The sequence below is a fragment of the Arthrobacter sp. Z1-15 genome, from assembly GCF_054792395.1.
Genome location: NZ_CP096454.1, coordinates 689,729 through 705,161, shown reverse-complemented (window position 1 = coordinate 705,161; position 15,433 = coordinate 689,729). Strand labels below are relative to the sequence as shown.

Sequence of the window (15,433 nt, the reverse complement as noted above, 5' to 3'; positions counted from 1 at the left end):
AGCCAGAGCCAGCGACGACGCTGTCCGCTTCCCGATGCTTTGGTGTCCGCGGTCATCAGATCCCAGTCGGGCTACGGAAGCGCCGGGCTCTCCACCGGTTTGTTGATGTCGCATGCGAGGATGAGCTGCCCCGGAAAGCTACTATAGGTGCGGCCGGCCGCAATTCTGTGCGACGCACTTTATCAGCAGGGGGTACTAGCGTGAGTGATATATCGAGGAATACGGGAACTTTCTTCTCGCGAACATTCTGGCATGGAGGGGCCGCCGGGCGACAAGTGGGGGACTTTCTCATTCCCGGAACTGAAGTGCCGGGTTATAGAAATTATTTGCAAAGAATGTCCGCGGAGATGCTCGCGGAGTATCGACCTGACTTCGTATATATCACTACCGAGAAGGATCTCGCTTTCGACTATGCCGTTTATTTCAGCCAGCTAGGACCTGCTGCGCTGTATAAAGTTGTTCCCGAGCGTGTAGACCATGACCCTGATTACCCGTCAGGCGTCTCATTCCGCTGTTCTCGCGCGCAGGTCATCTCCATCGAGGAGCACGAGTTTTCGTCTGGCACGCCGCTCACCGGGGCGAGCTTGCGGCATCAGACTTGGAGCGATGGATCGCGGCTTTACTCCGATGATGGGTTTCCCCTTCCCAATAGAGCGCAGGCTCGGCTCGGTGTCTTGCCCGAAGACTTGCGAGGCCTCGGATACAACGCAACCTTCACAGACATCAGTCGCCGAATCACGAAGCTTGTCGAGGAACGAAATCCGGGAATCACGCGCGATGCCATCATGAAAGTGATGCGGGAAGTCGGGGATCCCTCCGTTTCGAATTAGCTTTCCGCGACTTCGGGACGAGTCGATAGCCTCTTCAGGCGTACCCGGTCCGTCGTCAGCGGGATCGTGGGGCCCGCCACCGCATTGGCTTCCATGCAAAGGTCCGCGGGCATCGCCGATGAAGGCGGCCAGAACGGTTTTTCCTGTTCGGTCACTGCAATAACCAGGTTGCTGTGGTGGCCGTGAACTTCCCGTGCAGCGTCCAGCTCTTCCAGCATTTCCCTGGTAGCGGACTGTCTTCGTTCGCTCGACGTAGCTGACACGCTACATGCCATCAAAGCGGCTGCGCTGGAGGAGCTTGGAAGCATTCATCGGGCTCTGCAACGGCTGAACGTGAGAAGCAACGCAAGCTCCGCCTCACATCCAAAGCGTTGCGCTACTGCGCCACGGCACTGGCCTCAACATAAACATCTGCAGGCATCGCTCGGTGCAGCTTCCACATAATGCCCACCGGCTTCGATCCGGAATGAGACATGTAGTCCAGCTGCCCGAGGCAGGTGTACGGCATCGTCATCCCGTTCTCATCCCGCTGCCGAGGCCGTGTGAAGAGCAGAACTTTCGACCCCAGACTCTTGTGGTTGATGTACCGGCGGCCGGTCACGCTCTCCGGAGACGTGGCGTTCTGCGACTCCCAGTGGAACACCTCAGGACTCATCGCGTAGTCCTTGTACATGATGGATGCTGCGCGTTCCTTTTCGTCCTTCTCCAGCGTCACGAAGAACGCATCGGTTTTCGTCTCCCCACACCACGCGACGCCTTCCCGATGGCTAGTCTTGCCGCCGAGCGCGAAGTACCCCAGCGCGGCCAGGACTTCCTCCCGCCGATAGGTAGCGTGCGAATACAACGGAATCTGCTGCAACCCCAGCCCGAGCCCTTTGGGCGCATACCCGCAACGATGAACACCCAGGGCCGCCAGCTGCCGGATCTCCGCGCAGACCAAGGGATAGCCGCGCAGAAGCTGGAGTCCGGCGTCGTACGATTCATGCCCTCCTCCTTTCGGCCACAGCGCAAAGAAGAGCATCCGGGCCAGGATCTGCTCCCTGTCACTCAGCTCCTCATAACGGGGTGCATTCTCCGAGACCAGTTTCGTGTAAGTCTCCGCACGTTCCGGATCATCGATGCAGAGCATCGCCGTCATCCTGCGCAGCAGTTCCTCTTCCAGTGCTGAACTTTCGATCAGTTGGGAGGACGGCACGACGTCGTGCGCATGGCTGATGTCCGCCAGCCCGGCTTCCCGGATGAGCGAGGTCCAGGAGTCCCCGGTTTTGCGGTACACATCGGGCAAGTCCCGCCCGGATTCCCGGAGGTAGTCCTCCAGCAGGTGCTCCCCATAGGACCGTACCTCCGCCACGAGCTGCTTCCGGTTGACGCGGAGCTGATCCCGGATATTGTTCAGCACGGTCTGCTGCGCCACTCGGTCCAGGATGATCTGTGAGCCCGACGGCAGGTACGGGAACCCGTCCTCCACAGCCTTCTCCAGTGCCTTGCGCCGGAGACCTGTAAGGGCTTTGAGCTTGGCGTCGAACCGGAACTCACGGCGCTGTTGGCCGATGTAGTCCAGCACGGTCAGGACTGACTTGTCCTTCGCTCGGCGCAGGCCGCGGCCCAGCTGCTGGATGAAGACAGTTGCGCTCTGCGTGGGCCGCAGAAGCATGATGGTGTCAATCTCTGGCAGATCGAGCCCTTCGTTGAAGAGGTCGACGGCGAACAGGCAGTTCAGCTCCCGGTCCCGGAGTTTGCGCAGGGCTGCGGCGCGATCGGCCTCGGGTGTCTCACCGGAGACCGCCATCGATGCGATGCCGGCACGGTTAAAAACCTCTGCCATGTAATGGGCATGCTGCACGGAGACACAGAACCCGAGCGCCCGCATGTCGCTGGTACTTGTCACCTTGTCCCGAAGTTCGGAGATTACCTTGGCCGCGCGGGCGTCATTGCCGGTGTAGAGGGCGTCCAGCTGAGTGAGGTCGTAGTTCCCGCGTTTCCACTCCACCTGGCTGAGGTCGATGTCATCCGCCACACCGAAGTAGTGGAAGGGAACGAGGAGATCGGCATCGAGGGCGTCCCATAGCCGCAGCTCTCCGGCAATCCGTCCGCCGAAGAACTGGTCGGCCACATTAACTCCGTCGCCGCGCTCCGGTGTGGCCGTCAGTCCTAGGAGTTCCTGAGGTTGAAGGCGGTCCAGGAGCCGGCGGTAGGTGGGGGCTTTGGCATGGTGGAATTCATCGATGACGACGACGTCGAACTGCCGCGGATATAGCTTCTCCAGTCCCAGCACGGAGAGGGACTGCACACTGGCGAACACCTGCTTCCACTGTGCCGGTTTGTGGCCGCCGACATAGAGCTCACCGAACGAGCCTCGTTGCATCACGTCCCGGTAGGTGCGCAGCGACTGCTTGAGAATCTCCTGGCGGTGGGCGACAAACAGCAGCGACAGCTCACGTCCTGCGGCCTCGCAAAGACGCTTGTAGTCGAGCGCTGCGATGACGGTCTTGCCGGTTCCAGTTGCCGCCACCAGCAGGTTTCGGTGCTGGTCGTCGACGGTGCGGGCCGCGTCGAGGTTCTCCAGCATTTCCTGCTGGTGAAGATACGGCTGGATCTCCAGTCCCGTGGTGCTGTCTGGGCGGGCGGTCTGCCGCCCGCCGTTGCGGGCCAGAGCGGCGTCGAGGCGGTCACCGTCGACTGCCGGATCGTACGGCTGGAAGGCCGGCTGCTCCCAGTAGCTGTCGAAGGTTACCTCGAACTTGCGCAGCAGGTCCGGCGTGCCGACGGAGGAAAGCTTCACGTTCCATTCGAGCCCGTCCAGCATGGCGGGCGCACTCAGATTGGAGCTGCCGACGTAGGCCGTGTCGAATCCGGTGTTCCGACGGAACAGCCATGCCTTAGCGTGAAGACGGGTGGCGTGTGTTTCGTAATTGATTCGGACATCGGCACCATACTTTAGAACCAGCTCGTCTATCGCGCGCCGCTCGGTGGCGCCCATGTAGGTGCTGGTGATGACCCTGATATGGATGCCGCGGTCTCGGAGGTCTTCAAGCGCCGGCTCTAGGAGCCGCAGGCCCGTCCAGCGGATGAATGCACACAGTAGGTCGACGCTGTTGGCTGACCCCATTTCTGCCCGGAGCTCAGCGGCGAGATTGGGGTCGTCTTTACCGTTGGTCAGGAGTGCGGGCTTGCGTAGCGGCGTGGAGGGACGGCGCAGCTGACGACGTTTCAGCGATTCTGCGGGAAAAAGGGAAAGGAGCTGGGTGGGGCCTGGCTCGATCAGGTCTGTTGAGAAGCCCGCGAGGATTTTGTTCGCGACCATGACCCGGTCCTCTGGGTTAGCACTGGCCAAGACATCACGAACCTTTTCCGCGATGTGCTGTGCGAGGACATCCGGAGATTCGTTGGACGAAACAGAATCGAATATCGGGTTTAGTTCCGGGCGGTTAGCTAGTTGTCCTCTAAGACGCCCAGTATGCAGCTCCTCATATAGGCCCGGAACAACTTCGCTATTTTCCCCCATGATGCTCACCCCAAAAGATTACTGGATAACCCCGTGGTCTATGGGCTGGATGCCAGCGCCACGGATCCTTCCATCCTCGCCGAGTCCTCCCAGTGGTTCGCGGCGCGAGGCCATAACGTGTCCGGCGACTCTATCGGGTATGAATAGACCATGAGCAGACCCTGGTCCGATTTGGAACCGCAAAGTATTCGTGAAGCCATTGAGCTGTGGCACCTCATAGGAGGCGAAGACTTTATATCTCGGACGCGCTTCAAGGAATCAAACAGATATGTCGTACTTGACCGAGGGCAGGTCATTTCGAGCAAACCTTTGCTCGCGATGGCCTTCCAACTTCAGTTTGGCTGCGACCAAGATGGGCCTCCCCGTCTATCGGGTGGAGACCAAACTCGCGACATTCTGAAAAAGCGAGGATATGAGCTCGTAGACACCTATGGAGAAACCTTCGAGCTCGAGGAATTCCCGTTCGCTACTATCGATGTTCAGTCAGACACTAACTTCTGGTGGGTAAACCAATCCTCCAATTTTGATCTCGTGTACGAGGACGGGACATTATGGGCGGCAGCTAAAGGCAGAGACGGCCAGCAGGTCGCCCACTGGCAGAACCTGGAAAAGGTTCGGCCCGGAGATCTAGTGATTCACTACTCTAGACCCGAAATTCGGGCGGTTAGCCGCGTAGTAACCATGCCGACATACTCGTATCCGCCAGATGGCTACGGCGATATACCCGCTGACACACCGGGGACATTAGTGCTTACCAGCCCCTTGCATGAAAGAAAGATTCCACGGGAAACTGCCCTTCAGGTTCTTGACCATGGCGTTGGCCCTGTGACCAGCGAAGGACGACTTCGACATGGCTACTTCTTCCCGCTGGATCGGGACAACGCCCTGGAAATATTTCGCCTTATGGATATCAATACGGCGTTCGAGAATTTTCCCCCGGTCGATTTTGACACCTCTCTTGAGGCAGGGCACCTAGGCCCAACGGACAGCCTTGCGATCACTCGAGTGCGCGCAGAGCAGAGGTTTCTGCGCAGGCAGCAGCTTCGCAGATGGGGTGGGTCATGCGCACTCTGCGGGCAAAAGCTCCCGGATGAACTACTTGTAGCGGCTCACGTCAAACCCCGCTGGGCCTGTTCAGAAGAGGAGCGGATGGACATCATCAACATCTCCATGCTCGCCTGCCTGTTCGGTTGTGATGCACTATTCGAACTGGGGTATGTGGTTGTCAGCGATAACGGAACTATCGAGTGGGGCTCCAGGGAAAGCCACCTGATCAGAGACAGACTCACCCCAGTCGTCGGGCGGTCATGCCGAGCCCATACACGTGAATCACGAGAGTACTTCACCTGGCACCGACAGCATCATCTTGCGAACCGAGAAAGCTGAGACCACTCCAGACGCCAACTGGGCGGCTTGACTCGACGCCCCGCGTCACGCACTTACTGGAGCGTTGTCGGGCGCTTCGGGATCCGCTCCCGCTACAAACCATGCCTCTGCGGGAGCGGACCCCACTGGCGGTGCCTCAAACCTTTCCCCTAGAACGAAACCCGCCGCTCCTCAGCATTCTCCCGGTTCAGCTCCACATACTCGCGCTTCGGCAGCCCCACAGAGGCCGGAACACCGGGAAGCTCCTCGCCGCGCAGCGTGGCCTGGGCCGTCTCCCGCATGCACAGGACGCTGATCAGACCGATCACACCGGCAATCGCCATGTACCAGCCCGGCACCAGCTGGTTGCCGGTGGTCTCGATCAGCTGGTTGGCGATGGTCTGCGACGGGCCCGCGAAGAACGCCGTGGAGAAGTTGTAGGCAATCGCGAAGCCGGTGTAGCGGACCGCGGTCGGGAACAGTGCCGGAAGGGTCGAGGACACCGAAGACACCAGGATCACCAGCAGGAAGCCCAGCACACCCAGTCCAATGAACTGCAGGACCAGGTTCTCCATGCCCAGCAGCGCAATTGCCGGCACGGACAGCACCGTGTACCCAATGGCGGCCGTGAGCAGCAGCGGCTTGCGGCCAATCCGGTCCGACAGCGCACCCACGGGCGGAATAGCCACCAGCATCAACGCCATCACAGCCACCAGCATCCAGTTGCCCTGCGCGGTACTGTGGCCCAGCTGGCCGCTCAGGTAGGTCGGCATGTACCCGAGGATCAGGTAGAACGCCACGTTCAGCAGCACCACAAACCGGCCAGGATCAGCAGCTGCCGCCAGTTATTCGCCAGCACATGCCGCAGCGGAGACTTGGTGGTCTCCTTGTGGGCGGAGGCCTCCGTGTACACCGGGGGCCTCCGTCAGCCGGGTCCGGATCCACAGCGCGGTGAGGCCCAGCGGAATGGTCAGCAGGAACGGCAGCCGCCACCAGCCGGCCTCCATCCCGGCGTCCCCCACAACGGCAATCAGCGTGGTACAGACAATCGCGGCCAGGATAAACCCAACGGTGGTGCCGAACTCCAGGAACGAACCGAAGAAACCACGGCGCTTATCCGGCGCGGATTCCGCCATATACACCGCAGCTCCGCCGTACTCGCCGCCGGCGGAGAAACCTGCACCAGGCGGCAGATCAGCAGCAGCACCGGAGCCAGCAGGCCCACGGTCTCCAGCGTCGGCAGCAGCCCGATCGCACCGGTGGCCAGCGTCATCATGGTCACGGTGAGTACCATGGCCTTCTGCCGGCCCACCTTGTCGCCGAGCGGACCGACCATGTAGATGGTCAGGTAAGCCGTATACCCCGTAGTCGAACCACTCGACGACATTGCCCAGGGTCGAGCCGCGGATAGACCGATGGAGCGAACGAGAACTCAGACCTCGACCCTTCCTCGGTGGCCGCGTCGCGCTGGTGCAAGAGCACCAGCGGACGTTGAGGCTTAGCGTCCGCGCCCCGCCGGAAGCTGGCAGCCTGCACGGTGAGCAGCGTAAATGCGCGCATAACTCCTAGCAGCGGCGGGGTAGGGCCCAACCTGGACTGGTTCATGGCAATGGGTCCCGGGGACGGTCTTTCGCCTGACCACTGAACGATTCATAAAGGTAGGAGGCATAACGCCTCGGCTCGAGCCTGCCGGTGATCCAGGCGAAACCGGCCATCAGCCGCAGCGCTACCAAAACCCATGCTGCACACAGAGATAGGGATTGAACCGGCGCCGTCGTCGAATTCTTGCACAGAGCTTATGTGCGTAGAGTTCTGGCTCTGGCCGTCCTGCGGACGTGCGTACAGCTGGTGATCCTCATTAGAGGCATGTGTTGGACTCCCCATGCCGGTGAACCTACTCGACCCCGCGCTTAGTGTATCCCCAGGAGACCTTCACACGCGGGAACCTTCGAGCAGCGCGCCCAGCGGAACCTCCACCACCTCACCGTTCTGCACCCGGGGATAAGGCTGGCCGGTGAGCGCGGAGAGGGTGAGTCTGATCAGGGTGCCGTGAGCCACTGCGATGATTCGCTGGCCGGAGTAGTGCTCGGCCAAACCATGCAAAGCGCCGAGGGCACGCTGCGCCACTGCGTCCTCTGGTTCGCCGATGCCGATGGCGAGTGCAGCTGTAACCTGCGGTTCGGTCAGACCGTTGAGGGGCAGGCCTTCGGCGGGTCCGTAGTCCCTTTCGACCAGCCCGGGAACGATACCGGCAGGCTGCAATCCGAGTGCCTCAGCAATGAGGTGAGCTGTCTGCACAGCACGCTTCAGCGGCGACGAGACGACGACATCCCACTGATTAGCAGCCAACAGTTGCCCAGCTTTGCGCGCCTGGGCACGACCCACCTCGTTCAGCGGGTTATCGGTGCGGCCCTGTAACCGGCGCTCCCGGTTCCAGTCCGTTTCGCCGTGCCGCACCAGGACCAGCCGCTGAGTTGGCATCCGGGCCGCGCTCACGCCGGCACCAGTGTGCGAGGAGCTGCTTCCGGCTGCTGACATGCAGCCTCGGCCGCAAACACGTGTGCTCGCAGCACCTCCGGCAAGACCCGGTCCCCCGGCTTGGGCACCCAGCCGGTGACATGCGCCCGCAACGTCCGGCCCTGCCAGTCCGCAGAGACGTCAAACCCGTGCGGCCCGTAGAGTGCGGAGGTCACCATGCCGGTCGGACCCCGGCCACCGTCCCGACCGTCGCCTCCGGCGAGGTCCTGCTGGACCGGATGCAGCACCAGATCCAGCGGCGACACCGCGGCGGTCACCGCCAGCGCGCTGTGCCCCAGTCCGCCCACGCCCAAGCACGGTCCTGCTTCGAGCCGTTCGCCGGGAATGCTGATGCCCTCCGCGATCTGAAGCCGTCCCTCCGCCCAGGTCCCGTCCAGCAGCACGGCATCGTTGACGAACGATGCCGCAAACGCCGACACCGGCCTCCGCACCAGCTCCTCCGGGGTGCCGATCTGCTCAATCCGCCCGGCCCGCAGCACCGCCACCCGGTCCGCCAGGGCCAGGGCCTCCGCCCGGTCGTGCGTGACGTGCACCGAGGTCAGTCCCTGCTCGCTGGTCAGCGCCTTCAGGTCCAGCCGGAGCCGGGCCCGCAGCGGTTCGTCCAGGGAAGACAATGCCTCGTCCAGGAGCAGGGCCTGCGGAGCGCCAACGATCGCCCGCGCCAGGGCCACCCGCTGGCGCTGCCCGCCAGAAAGGGCAGCCGGCGGCCGCTCCCCCAGTCCGTCCAGCCCGACCAGCCCCAGCACACTGCGCACCCGGGCCGCCGCATCTTTCCGGGGCACGCCCGCCAGGCGCAGCGGATACCCCACATTCCGGGCCACTGACCAGTGCGGCCAGATTGCGTGGTCCTGAAAGACCATGCCCAGGTTCCGTTTCTCCGGCGGCACCCAGGCACCCGGCCCCGCCACCGGCGTGCCGCCGAGGCGCAGCGTGCCGCCCTCCGGCTGAACAAACCCGGCGATGCTGCGCAGCAGCGTGGTCTTGCCGGAACCCGACGGGCCCAGCAAAGCCAGGAACTCGCCGTCGTGCACCTCCAAGTCCACCTCCGCGAGGCCAACATGGCCGTTGGCGTAGACGTGGCGCAGGTTTTGAAGGCTGATCGAAGACATTTACTTTCCCTTCCGGAAGCGGGTGCGCGCTGTGCGGCGGGCGCCCAGGGCGGCGGTCGCGGAGAGCCCCGCGACGCCGACAATCGTGACCAGCAGCGCCAGGGCGGACGCCGAGTTATAGTCCCCGGCCTGCTGAAGGTTGAAGATGACCACGCCGAGTGTCTGGGAGCCGGGCGCCACCAGGAGGATGGAAATGGTCAGTTCGCGCACGGCGGTGAGCGCCACGACGACGGCGCCGCTCACCGCAGCGGGCGCGCTCAGCCGCAGCGCGACGTCGCCCAGGGCCCGCAGCGGGCCGGCACCGGAGATCCGTGCGGCCTCGTCCAAGGACAACGGCACGGATTCCAGCGGCGCCCGCACGGATTGGACCACCAGGGCCAGGAACGCCATGACATAGGCGCCGAGGATCACCCAGGGCGTGTTGAAGATGCCCAGCGCCGGGGCAATCAACAGCCAGGCGACGGCCAGAACCAGGCCCGGCAGTGCCTGCGGCAGCATGGCGGTGACGTCCAGCGCGGCGTTGGAACGGTGCTTGGTGCGGGTCAGGAGCGCACCAACACCGAGTCCCAGCACGCCGCACGCCAGCGCGGCACCAAGCGCCAGCAGCACCGAGTGCGCGATGCCGGTGAGCGCTCCGCCGCTGGTGACGGCGCGGGCGATGTTCGCCAGGGTCAGGTTCTCCCAGGTCAGCGGCACACCGGGGGCGGGCAGCAGCGCCTGCTCGGTCAGCGCCAGCAACGGCAGGACGCAGACGACGGCGGCGGTGCACCACAGCAGCGCCGCCACCACCCAGCGGGCGGACCCCAGCTGCAGCGGCAATGCGGCTGCTCCGGAGCCGCCCAATTCGCTGCCCCGGGGCAGCCGGCGCTGCAGCAGCACGGCGGCCAGGCCCAGCACCAGAAGTACGACGCCGATTGCAGCCACGGCGGGCAGCGGATTGCTCACCGTGCCGGAGGCGAGGTAGCGGTACACCAGGGTGGTGAGCGTGGTGTATCGCTCGGGCAGGCCGATCAAGGCGGGAATGCCGAAGTCGGAGAGGTTAGCCACCAGGGTGAGCACAAACGCGGCCACCACGGCAGGGCGCACCAGCGGCAGCGTCACCTGGCAGAACGTGCGCAGCCCGCCGGCACCGCTGATCCGGGCGGCTTCCTCCAGGCTGCCCGGAACCCGGCGCAGCGCGGCACTGATCACCAGGTAGGCCAGCGGATAGGAGTGCACGGCGAGCAGGAACACCACACCGCCGCCGCCGTAAATATCCAGTAATGGGCCAGCGGATCCGGTCAGTGCCATCAACGCCTTGTTCACTGTGCCGGTCGGCGCGAGCAGCGCCATCCAGGACATCGCCCCAATGAAGGGCGGAATCAGGAACGGCAGCAGGAAAATCCAGCGCAGCACCGTCCGGCCCGGCAGATCGGTCCGGTCCAGGACGACGGCGAGCAGCGCACCAAACGCGGTGGCCAGCGCGGCGGACCCGGTGGCGGAGGAAACGGAGTTCCACGCCGCCGCCAGCACGTCGGGGTCCGTGAGCACCCCGACGTTGGCCGGCTGGGCCCCGCGGAACACAATGACGCCCAGCGGCAGGAGCACCAGCAACGCCAGCACCGCCCAGACCGCCAGCCGGAGCCAGTGCAGTCCGTCGCCCCGCGGCCCGCCGCCGGTGGGGTTCCGGCCTGCGGGGCTCCGGCCTGCGGGGCTCCGGCCTGCGGGGCTCCGGCCTGCGGTCATGATCTGCCCCGCCGGCATGGCCACCGAGTTATTTGAGGAGGTCATTGAACTTCGCGACGGCGCTTGCCTGCTTCTCGGCAATCACCGCGAGGTCCGGGTTCAGCAGCTCCACGTCGGCGAGGGCGGGCGCACCCTCCGGGACACCGGCGTCGTCGCGCACCGGGAGGTAGGACTGCGCCACGGCCAGCTCCTGGCCTTCCTTCGATACGAGGAACTCCACGAACTGATTGGCGGCGTCCGGGTTCTTCGCATCGGTGAAGACGCCGGCCGGCTGGGAGACGTATGGCACGCCGTCGCTCGGGTAAGACAGAGCGACCGGTGAGCCCTTCGCTGCCAGTTCGCGGGCCACATAGTCCACCACAATCCCGATGCTCGAGGTGCCGGCGGCCACGGCCTGCCCCACCGGGCCGTTGCTTTCCAGCACTGTGGGTTCGTTCTTGATCAGGTCCTTCAACCAGTTCTCCCCCAGTGCCGGAGTCTCGAGCCAGACCGTGGTGTTGAAGGCAGCGGCACCGGAGACGTCCGGGTTCGGCATGGCGACTATGCCCTTGTATTCTTCGTCGGTCAGTTCGGCCCAAGACTCGGGGGCGTTGTCCACCAGCGTGGTGTTGTAGGCGATGACGGTGGGAATGATGCGGGTGCCCACGTAGTAGCCCTCGGCGTCGACAACATCCGGGTTCAGTTCAGCGGTGTTGTCGATGTCCAGGACCTGCAGGTCACCCCCGGCGGCGTACGCCTCGAACGTGGGGACGTCGGCGGCGAGGATCACGTCGGCCTGGATACCGCCGGTCTCCTTCTCGGTGGCGATCCGGGTCTTCAGCTCGCCGGTGCCGGCGCGGAAAACCTCAACGCTGACCTCCGGATTGACCTCGTTGTAGGCGGCAACCAGTTCATCGATCTTGGCCTGCGGCTCGGAGGTGTACACCGTGAGCGTGCCGGTGGCACCGGCAGCTGCGGCCGCTGCGGCTGCCGGGGAGTTTTCGGCGCCGTCGGCGCTGCCGCCGCAGCCCGTCAGGAGTGCAAGCGATGCCAGGGAAGCAAGAGAGACGACGGCGAGGGCGGGGTTCTTAGAGCTGCGCAGCAAGGGGTTCTCCTTGGAACACCGGCAGCAACGGCTGCTGCCGGGAAGGGTGGCCCGGTGCCCGTGCGGGCTCCGGGAGGGGATGGGTAAAACCGTTAGTGGCGGTGGTGGCCGCGGCTGGGAGGACCCCGGGGTGCGGGGAGGAATTGGCGTGCGCTGTGGCATCGGCGCTGGCCGCCGCTTTGAGGTGTGCGGTGGGCCTGCTGAACACCACGGCTTGGGCCCGCTGGAGCGGCACCGGCACGGCACTGAAACTGCCTTCACCCAGTCTGATGACCGAGAGCCAGCTGCTGTCCAGGCCCTGGACGGTCTCCGGCGGAGCAAAAAGATCCTGGGCGTAGGACACCGCCGGGCCGGCCCATACCGGCACACCGCCAAGCCGGCCTGACAGCGCATGGTGGTAGTGCCCGCACAGGACAGCACGGACGTCCGTGCCCGCAAGCACGCCGGCAAGCTCAGCGGGACGGGCCAGGCCGCGGCCAGCCAGCTGCGGCAGCAGCGAATCGACGGGAGGATGGTGCAGGGCAAGCACAGTGCCGTCGGGGGCAGGATCGGCCAGGACAGTATCCAGCCAGTGCAGCTGTTCTCCGGTGAGCCGGCCAGCCGGCTGTCCGGGATCATCCGAATCCAGCGTGATAAGGCGCAGTCCGCCAACGAAATGCACGTCATTCCCGGGGCCCGGCCCCTGGGCTGTGCGCGAACCGGTGAACACTTCTCCCGTCCACGCGCGGGTGCCGGGAACGTCATGGTTGCCGGGCAGCACGATCACCGGGCAGCCCAGCTCCCGCCCTGCCCGGGCAAACATGCCGGCGGCGTCGGCGTAGATATCCCGGCCGCAATCCGCGACGTCGCCGGTAACGACGACGGCGTCGGGCCGGTAGCGGCCCGCAGTACGCAGCGCTTCGGCGGTGCGCTCCCACGTATCCAGAGCACCGAACAGCAGCTCACCCGGGTGTTTCAGATGGGTGTCGGTGAGGTGGATCAGGGTATATCCGAGCCCGGTCATGCCGTGGGGAGTCCGGTACCGTGCAGCAGGATGCGGGCGTGGTCCAGCAAGTCCTGGCCCAGACCGTGCCGCAGCAGGTACGCGGCGGCGCCCTTCTCACCCTCGAAGGATTCTGCAGCCAAGTCCTGCAGCACGCCGCCCAGAACCTCGGGCGGGCTGGCCAGGTGCAGGCGGACAGCGGTAGCCATTTCCGCAGAATCGCTGATCAGACCGCTGAGCCGGGTCAGCACAGCCTGCCGGAAGGAATCGGGAAGGGCCGATTCGGTGCAGGAGTAGTCCTCCACAATGGCACTATGCGAGGCCCCCACGGCGTCAAGCACCAGCGCGATGACCAGCCCGGTGCGATCTTTCCCGGCAGCACAGTGCACCAGGACCCCGCCGTTGAGGTTCCTGATCACCTCACCGACGGCGCTGGTCATTGCCTGGGCGCAGTTCTGCAGCAAATGCCGGTAGACGGTTTCGATCGGTTCGGAGACGGGGATGCTTCCGCAGTAGAGCGGAACGTTCACCACCCGTATGCCAGCGGGAACAATGTCAGGAGCGGAGGTAACCTCCCCCGGCTCGCGCAGGTCCACAACCGTGGCGATCCGCACTGCGGCCAGCTCAGCGAGGCCGGCAGCGTCTGGGTCGTTCAGGGCTCCGGACCGGAAGAGAAGTCCCCTGCGCAGTCCCGGAGTGCCGGTTCCTGCTGCCGGGTCACGGAAATTGAACAATCCGGCAGCTGAGGGTGGAAGGCCTGCAGACGCCTGCGGACCGGGGTGCAGTTCAGTATTCATGGAACCTCTGGGTCGTGCTCGGTTGGGACTCTCCGAGTTCACCCAGCGGAGGTTAATCGACGGTGAACGAGGAGTAGCGGCCAGGCCAACCCTGTTCGAACACCTCCCACTCTTTCGGTTTCATCCCTCGCCCCTCTGCCACTACCGGAAAATGCTAAGCCGCGCGCCAAGTGCGCACGGAGGCAACCAGTAGGACAGCCCATTTATCCTGAGGCATTACGTGAGTCACCCCCACGGCAATTGCTTCAAATACATTGAGTGACCGCTCCGAGCGATTAGAGCTGAAGACAATGCCCCTTTTTTCAGGCGATTAACTGTGGCCGGGAGTTCCAATGAACGGGCGGGCAGCGGCAACGGCAACGGCAACGGTCGAAGCATTACCGAATCAAAAGCAAGCCGAACATGAATCAGCCCAGATCCTTGAGTGTCATTGACGGACTGCCCGTATTCACGGCCGTTAGACGGCGATTAGACGCAGTCTTCCCCCTCCTACCCGCTAGGCTGGCGCTGAAGTACTTCTTTGCCCAGCATGGGCCTACACCACAACCGCCGGCACGGCGGCATGACCAAGGGGGAGCATCATGAGTGAACCAACGCAGCCGAACAACCCCGGGGGCAACCCTGGACCGTGGAACACCGGACAGCCAGGACAGGGGCAGCCAGGACGGGGGCAGCCAGGACCCGGCCAGAACGGCTACCCGGCACCGGCCGGTCCTCCTCAGGCCGGCTACAGCAACTATCCCGGACCGGCAGGCCAGCCGCAGGGCTACGCCTACCCGGGGAGCCCGTACGGCCAGATGGTTCCCGCCGAGGAGCCGGCCCGCCCCAAGCAGGTCAACCTGGCATTCTGGTTCCTGATCGCCAGCGCCGTTCTGGGATTGATCTCGCTGCCCATCGCCATTGCCTACATGAACTCCCCGGAGTACCTCGAGTATCTGGAGACGGTCAGCCGGGATTTGGGACTTGAAGTTGACTCAGCTTCCCTGTCCGCCGCCATCGCGAGCAGCTCGGCTACCTCGGTGGTATCCGGCATCATCGGACTGGCTGTCAGGGTGGGGCTTGCCTTCCTCGTCCGGGCCGGCTTCAACTGGGCACGGATCGTCATCACGATCTTCGCCGTGCTCTCGCTCTTCTCGCTGATCGGTCTGTTTGTGACCGGACCGGTGGTCGGCGTCCTGACCCTCGCAGCAGTTGTGGCTACCATTGCCGCGATCGTCCTGCTGTATATGAAGCCCTCCGGCGAGTACTTCGCACGGAAGAAGGCTTACCGGCAAGCGCAGAAGTTCGGCGGCTACCAGGCGTAAGCCTCCGCTGGCCCCCGGAGCGGAGATGGTGCGCCCAGCACACCAGACATCTCCGCGCCGGGGGTCTTTTGCTGCCCGCGCTGCCCTCTTCGCCCGCCCCAGCGGACCAGACGCTGCTTCCCGTCACGGTGGGCCTGAACGCCGGCAGGGCGGGCTTTCGCTCGGCAGCCTCAAGTAGCAGCAGGCCCACCGGG

At 64.3% G+C, this 15,433-nt stretch carries 13 protein-coding genes; 3 read left to right on the top strand and 10 right to left on the bottom strand.

Annotated features, from left to right (window positions below; translation table 11 throughout):
- The first annotated feature begins 200 nt into the window (after positions 1-200).
- Positions 201-830, top strand: a complete 630-nt coding sequence (locus tag M1D40_RS03315; RefSeq protein WP_461170201.1) for a hypothetical protein — start codon at positions 201-203, stop codon at positions 828-830.
- Here M1D40_RS03315 and M1D40_RS03310 read toward each other — a convergent pair.
- Both M1D40_RS03310 and M1D40_RS03305 read right to left on the bottom strand, forming a co-directional pair.
- Entirely contained in the window at positions 827-1,048 is a 222-nt protein-coding gene (locus M1D40_RS03310) for a hypothetical protein (protein WP_461170200.1), read from the bottom strand. The two genes, M1D40_RS03315 and M1D40_RS03310, sit on opposite strands and share 4 nt — an antisense overlap.
- A 158-nt stretch (positions 1,049-1,206) precedes the next feature.
- Positions 1,207-4,335, bottom strand: a complete 3,129-nt coding sequence (locus M1D40_RS03305) for a DUF3427 domain-containing protein (RefSeq protein ID WP_461170199.1) — start codon at positions 4,333-4,335, stop codon at positions 1,207-1,209.
- A 150-nt stretch (positions 4,336-4,485) separates the two neighbouring features.
- On the opposite strand from M1D40_RS03305, the gene M1D40_RS03300 reads away from it, so the two are divergent.
- Positions 4,486-5,721, top strand: coding sequence for an HNH endonuclease (locus M1D40_RS03300; protein ID WP_461170198.1), 1,236 nt, complete (start codon positions 4,486-4,488; stop codon positions 5,719-5,721).
- Positions 5,722-5,870: 149 nt separating this feature from the next.
- Here the strand turns inward: M1D40_RS03300 and M1D40_RS03295 are convergent, their stop codons facing one another.
- The 8 genes from M1D40_RS03295 to M1D40_RS03260 all read right to left on the bottom strand — a co-directional run bounded on the left by M1D40_RS03295 (position 5,871) and on the right by M1D40_RS03260 (position 13,935).
- Positions 5,871-6,515, bottom strand: a complete 645-nt coding sequence (locus M1D40_RS03295) for an MFS transporter (RefSeq protein WP_461170197.1) — start codon at positions 6,513-6,515, stop codon at positions 5,871-5,873.
- A gap of 30 nt (positions 6,516-6,545) precedes the next feature.
- Positions 6,546-6,836: an MFS transporter gene (locus M1D40_RS03290; protein WP_461170196.1), complete on the bottom strand. Its 291-nt coding sequence runs from the start codon at positions 6,834-6,836 to the stop codon at positions 6,546-6,548.
- A 796-nt stretch (positions 6,837-7,632) separates the two neighbouring features.
- Positions 7,633-8,181, bottom strand: coding sequence for a histidine phosphatase family protein (locus M1D40_RS03285; RefSeq protein WP_461170195.1), 549 nt, complete (start codon positions 8,179-8,181; stop codon positions 7,633-7,635).
- Positions 8,182-8,192: 11 nt separating this feature from the next.
- A complete protein-coding gene (locus M1D40_RS03280; protein ID WP_461170194.1) occupies positions 8,193-9,347 on the bottom strand; it encodes an ABC transporter ATP-binding protein in 1,155 nt (384 codons plus the stop codon).
- Positions 9,348-11,117: an ABC transporter permease gene (locus tag M1D40_RS03275; protein ID WP_461170193.1), complete on the bottom strand. Its 1,770-nt coding sequence runs from the start codon at positions 11,115-11,117 to the stop codon at positions 9,348-9,350.
- The gene (locus M1D40_RS03270) at positions 11,101-12,156 is read right to left on the bottom strand and encodes an ABC transporter substrate-binding protein (protein ID WP_461170192.1); all 1,056 of its coding nucleotides are present in this window, start codon (positions 12,154-12,156) and stop codon (positions 11,101-11,103) included. The genes M1D40_RS03275 and M1D40_RS03270 overlap by 17 nt, the downstream gene beginning before the upstream one ends.
- Positions 12,140-13,159: a metallophosphoesterase gene (locus M1D40_RS03265; RefSeq protein WP_461170191.1), complete on the bottom strand. Its 1,020-nt coding sequence runs from the start codon at positions 13,157-13,159 to the stop codon at positions 12,140-12,142. Before M1D40_RS03265 ends, M1D40_RS03270 begins: the two co-directional genes overlap by 17 nt.
- Entirely contained in the window at positions 13,156-13,935 is a 780-nt protein-coding gene (locus tag M1D40_RS03260) for a tyrosine-protein phosphatase (protein WP_461170190.1), read from the bottom strand. The genes M1D40_RS03265 and M1D40_RS03260 overlap by 4 nt, the downstream gene beginning before the upstream one ends.
- 581 nt (positions 13,936-14,516) lie before the next feature.
- Here M1D40_RS03260 and M1D40_RS03255 point away from each other — a divergent pair.
- Positions 14,517-15,239: a hypothetical protein gene (locus M1D40_RS03255; protein ID WP_461170189.1), complete on the top strand. Its 723-nt coding sequence runs from the start codon at positions 14,517-14,519 to the stop codon at positions 15,237-15,239.
- The last annotated feature ends 194 nt before the right edge of the window (positions 15,240-15,433 follow it).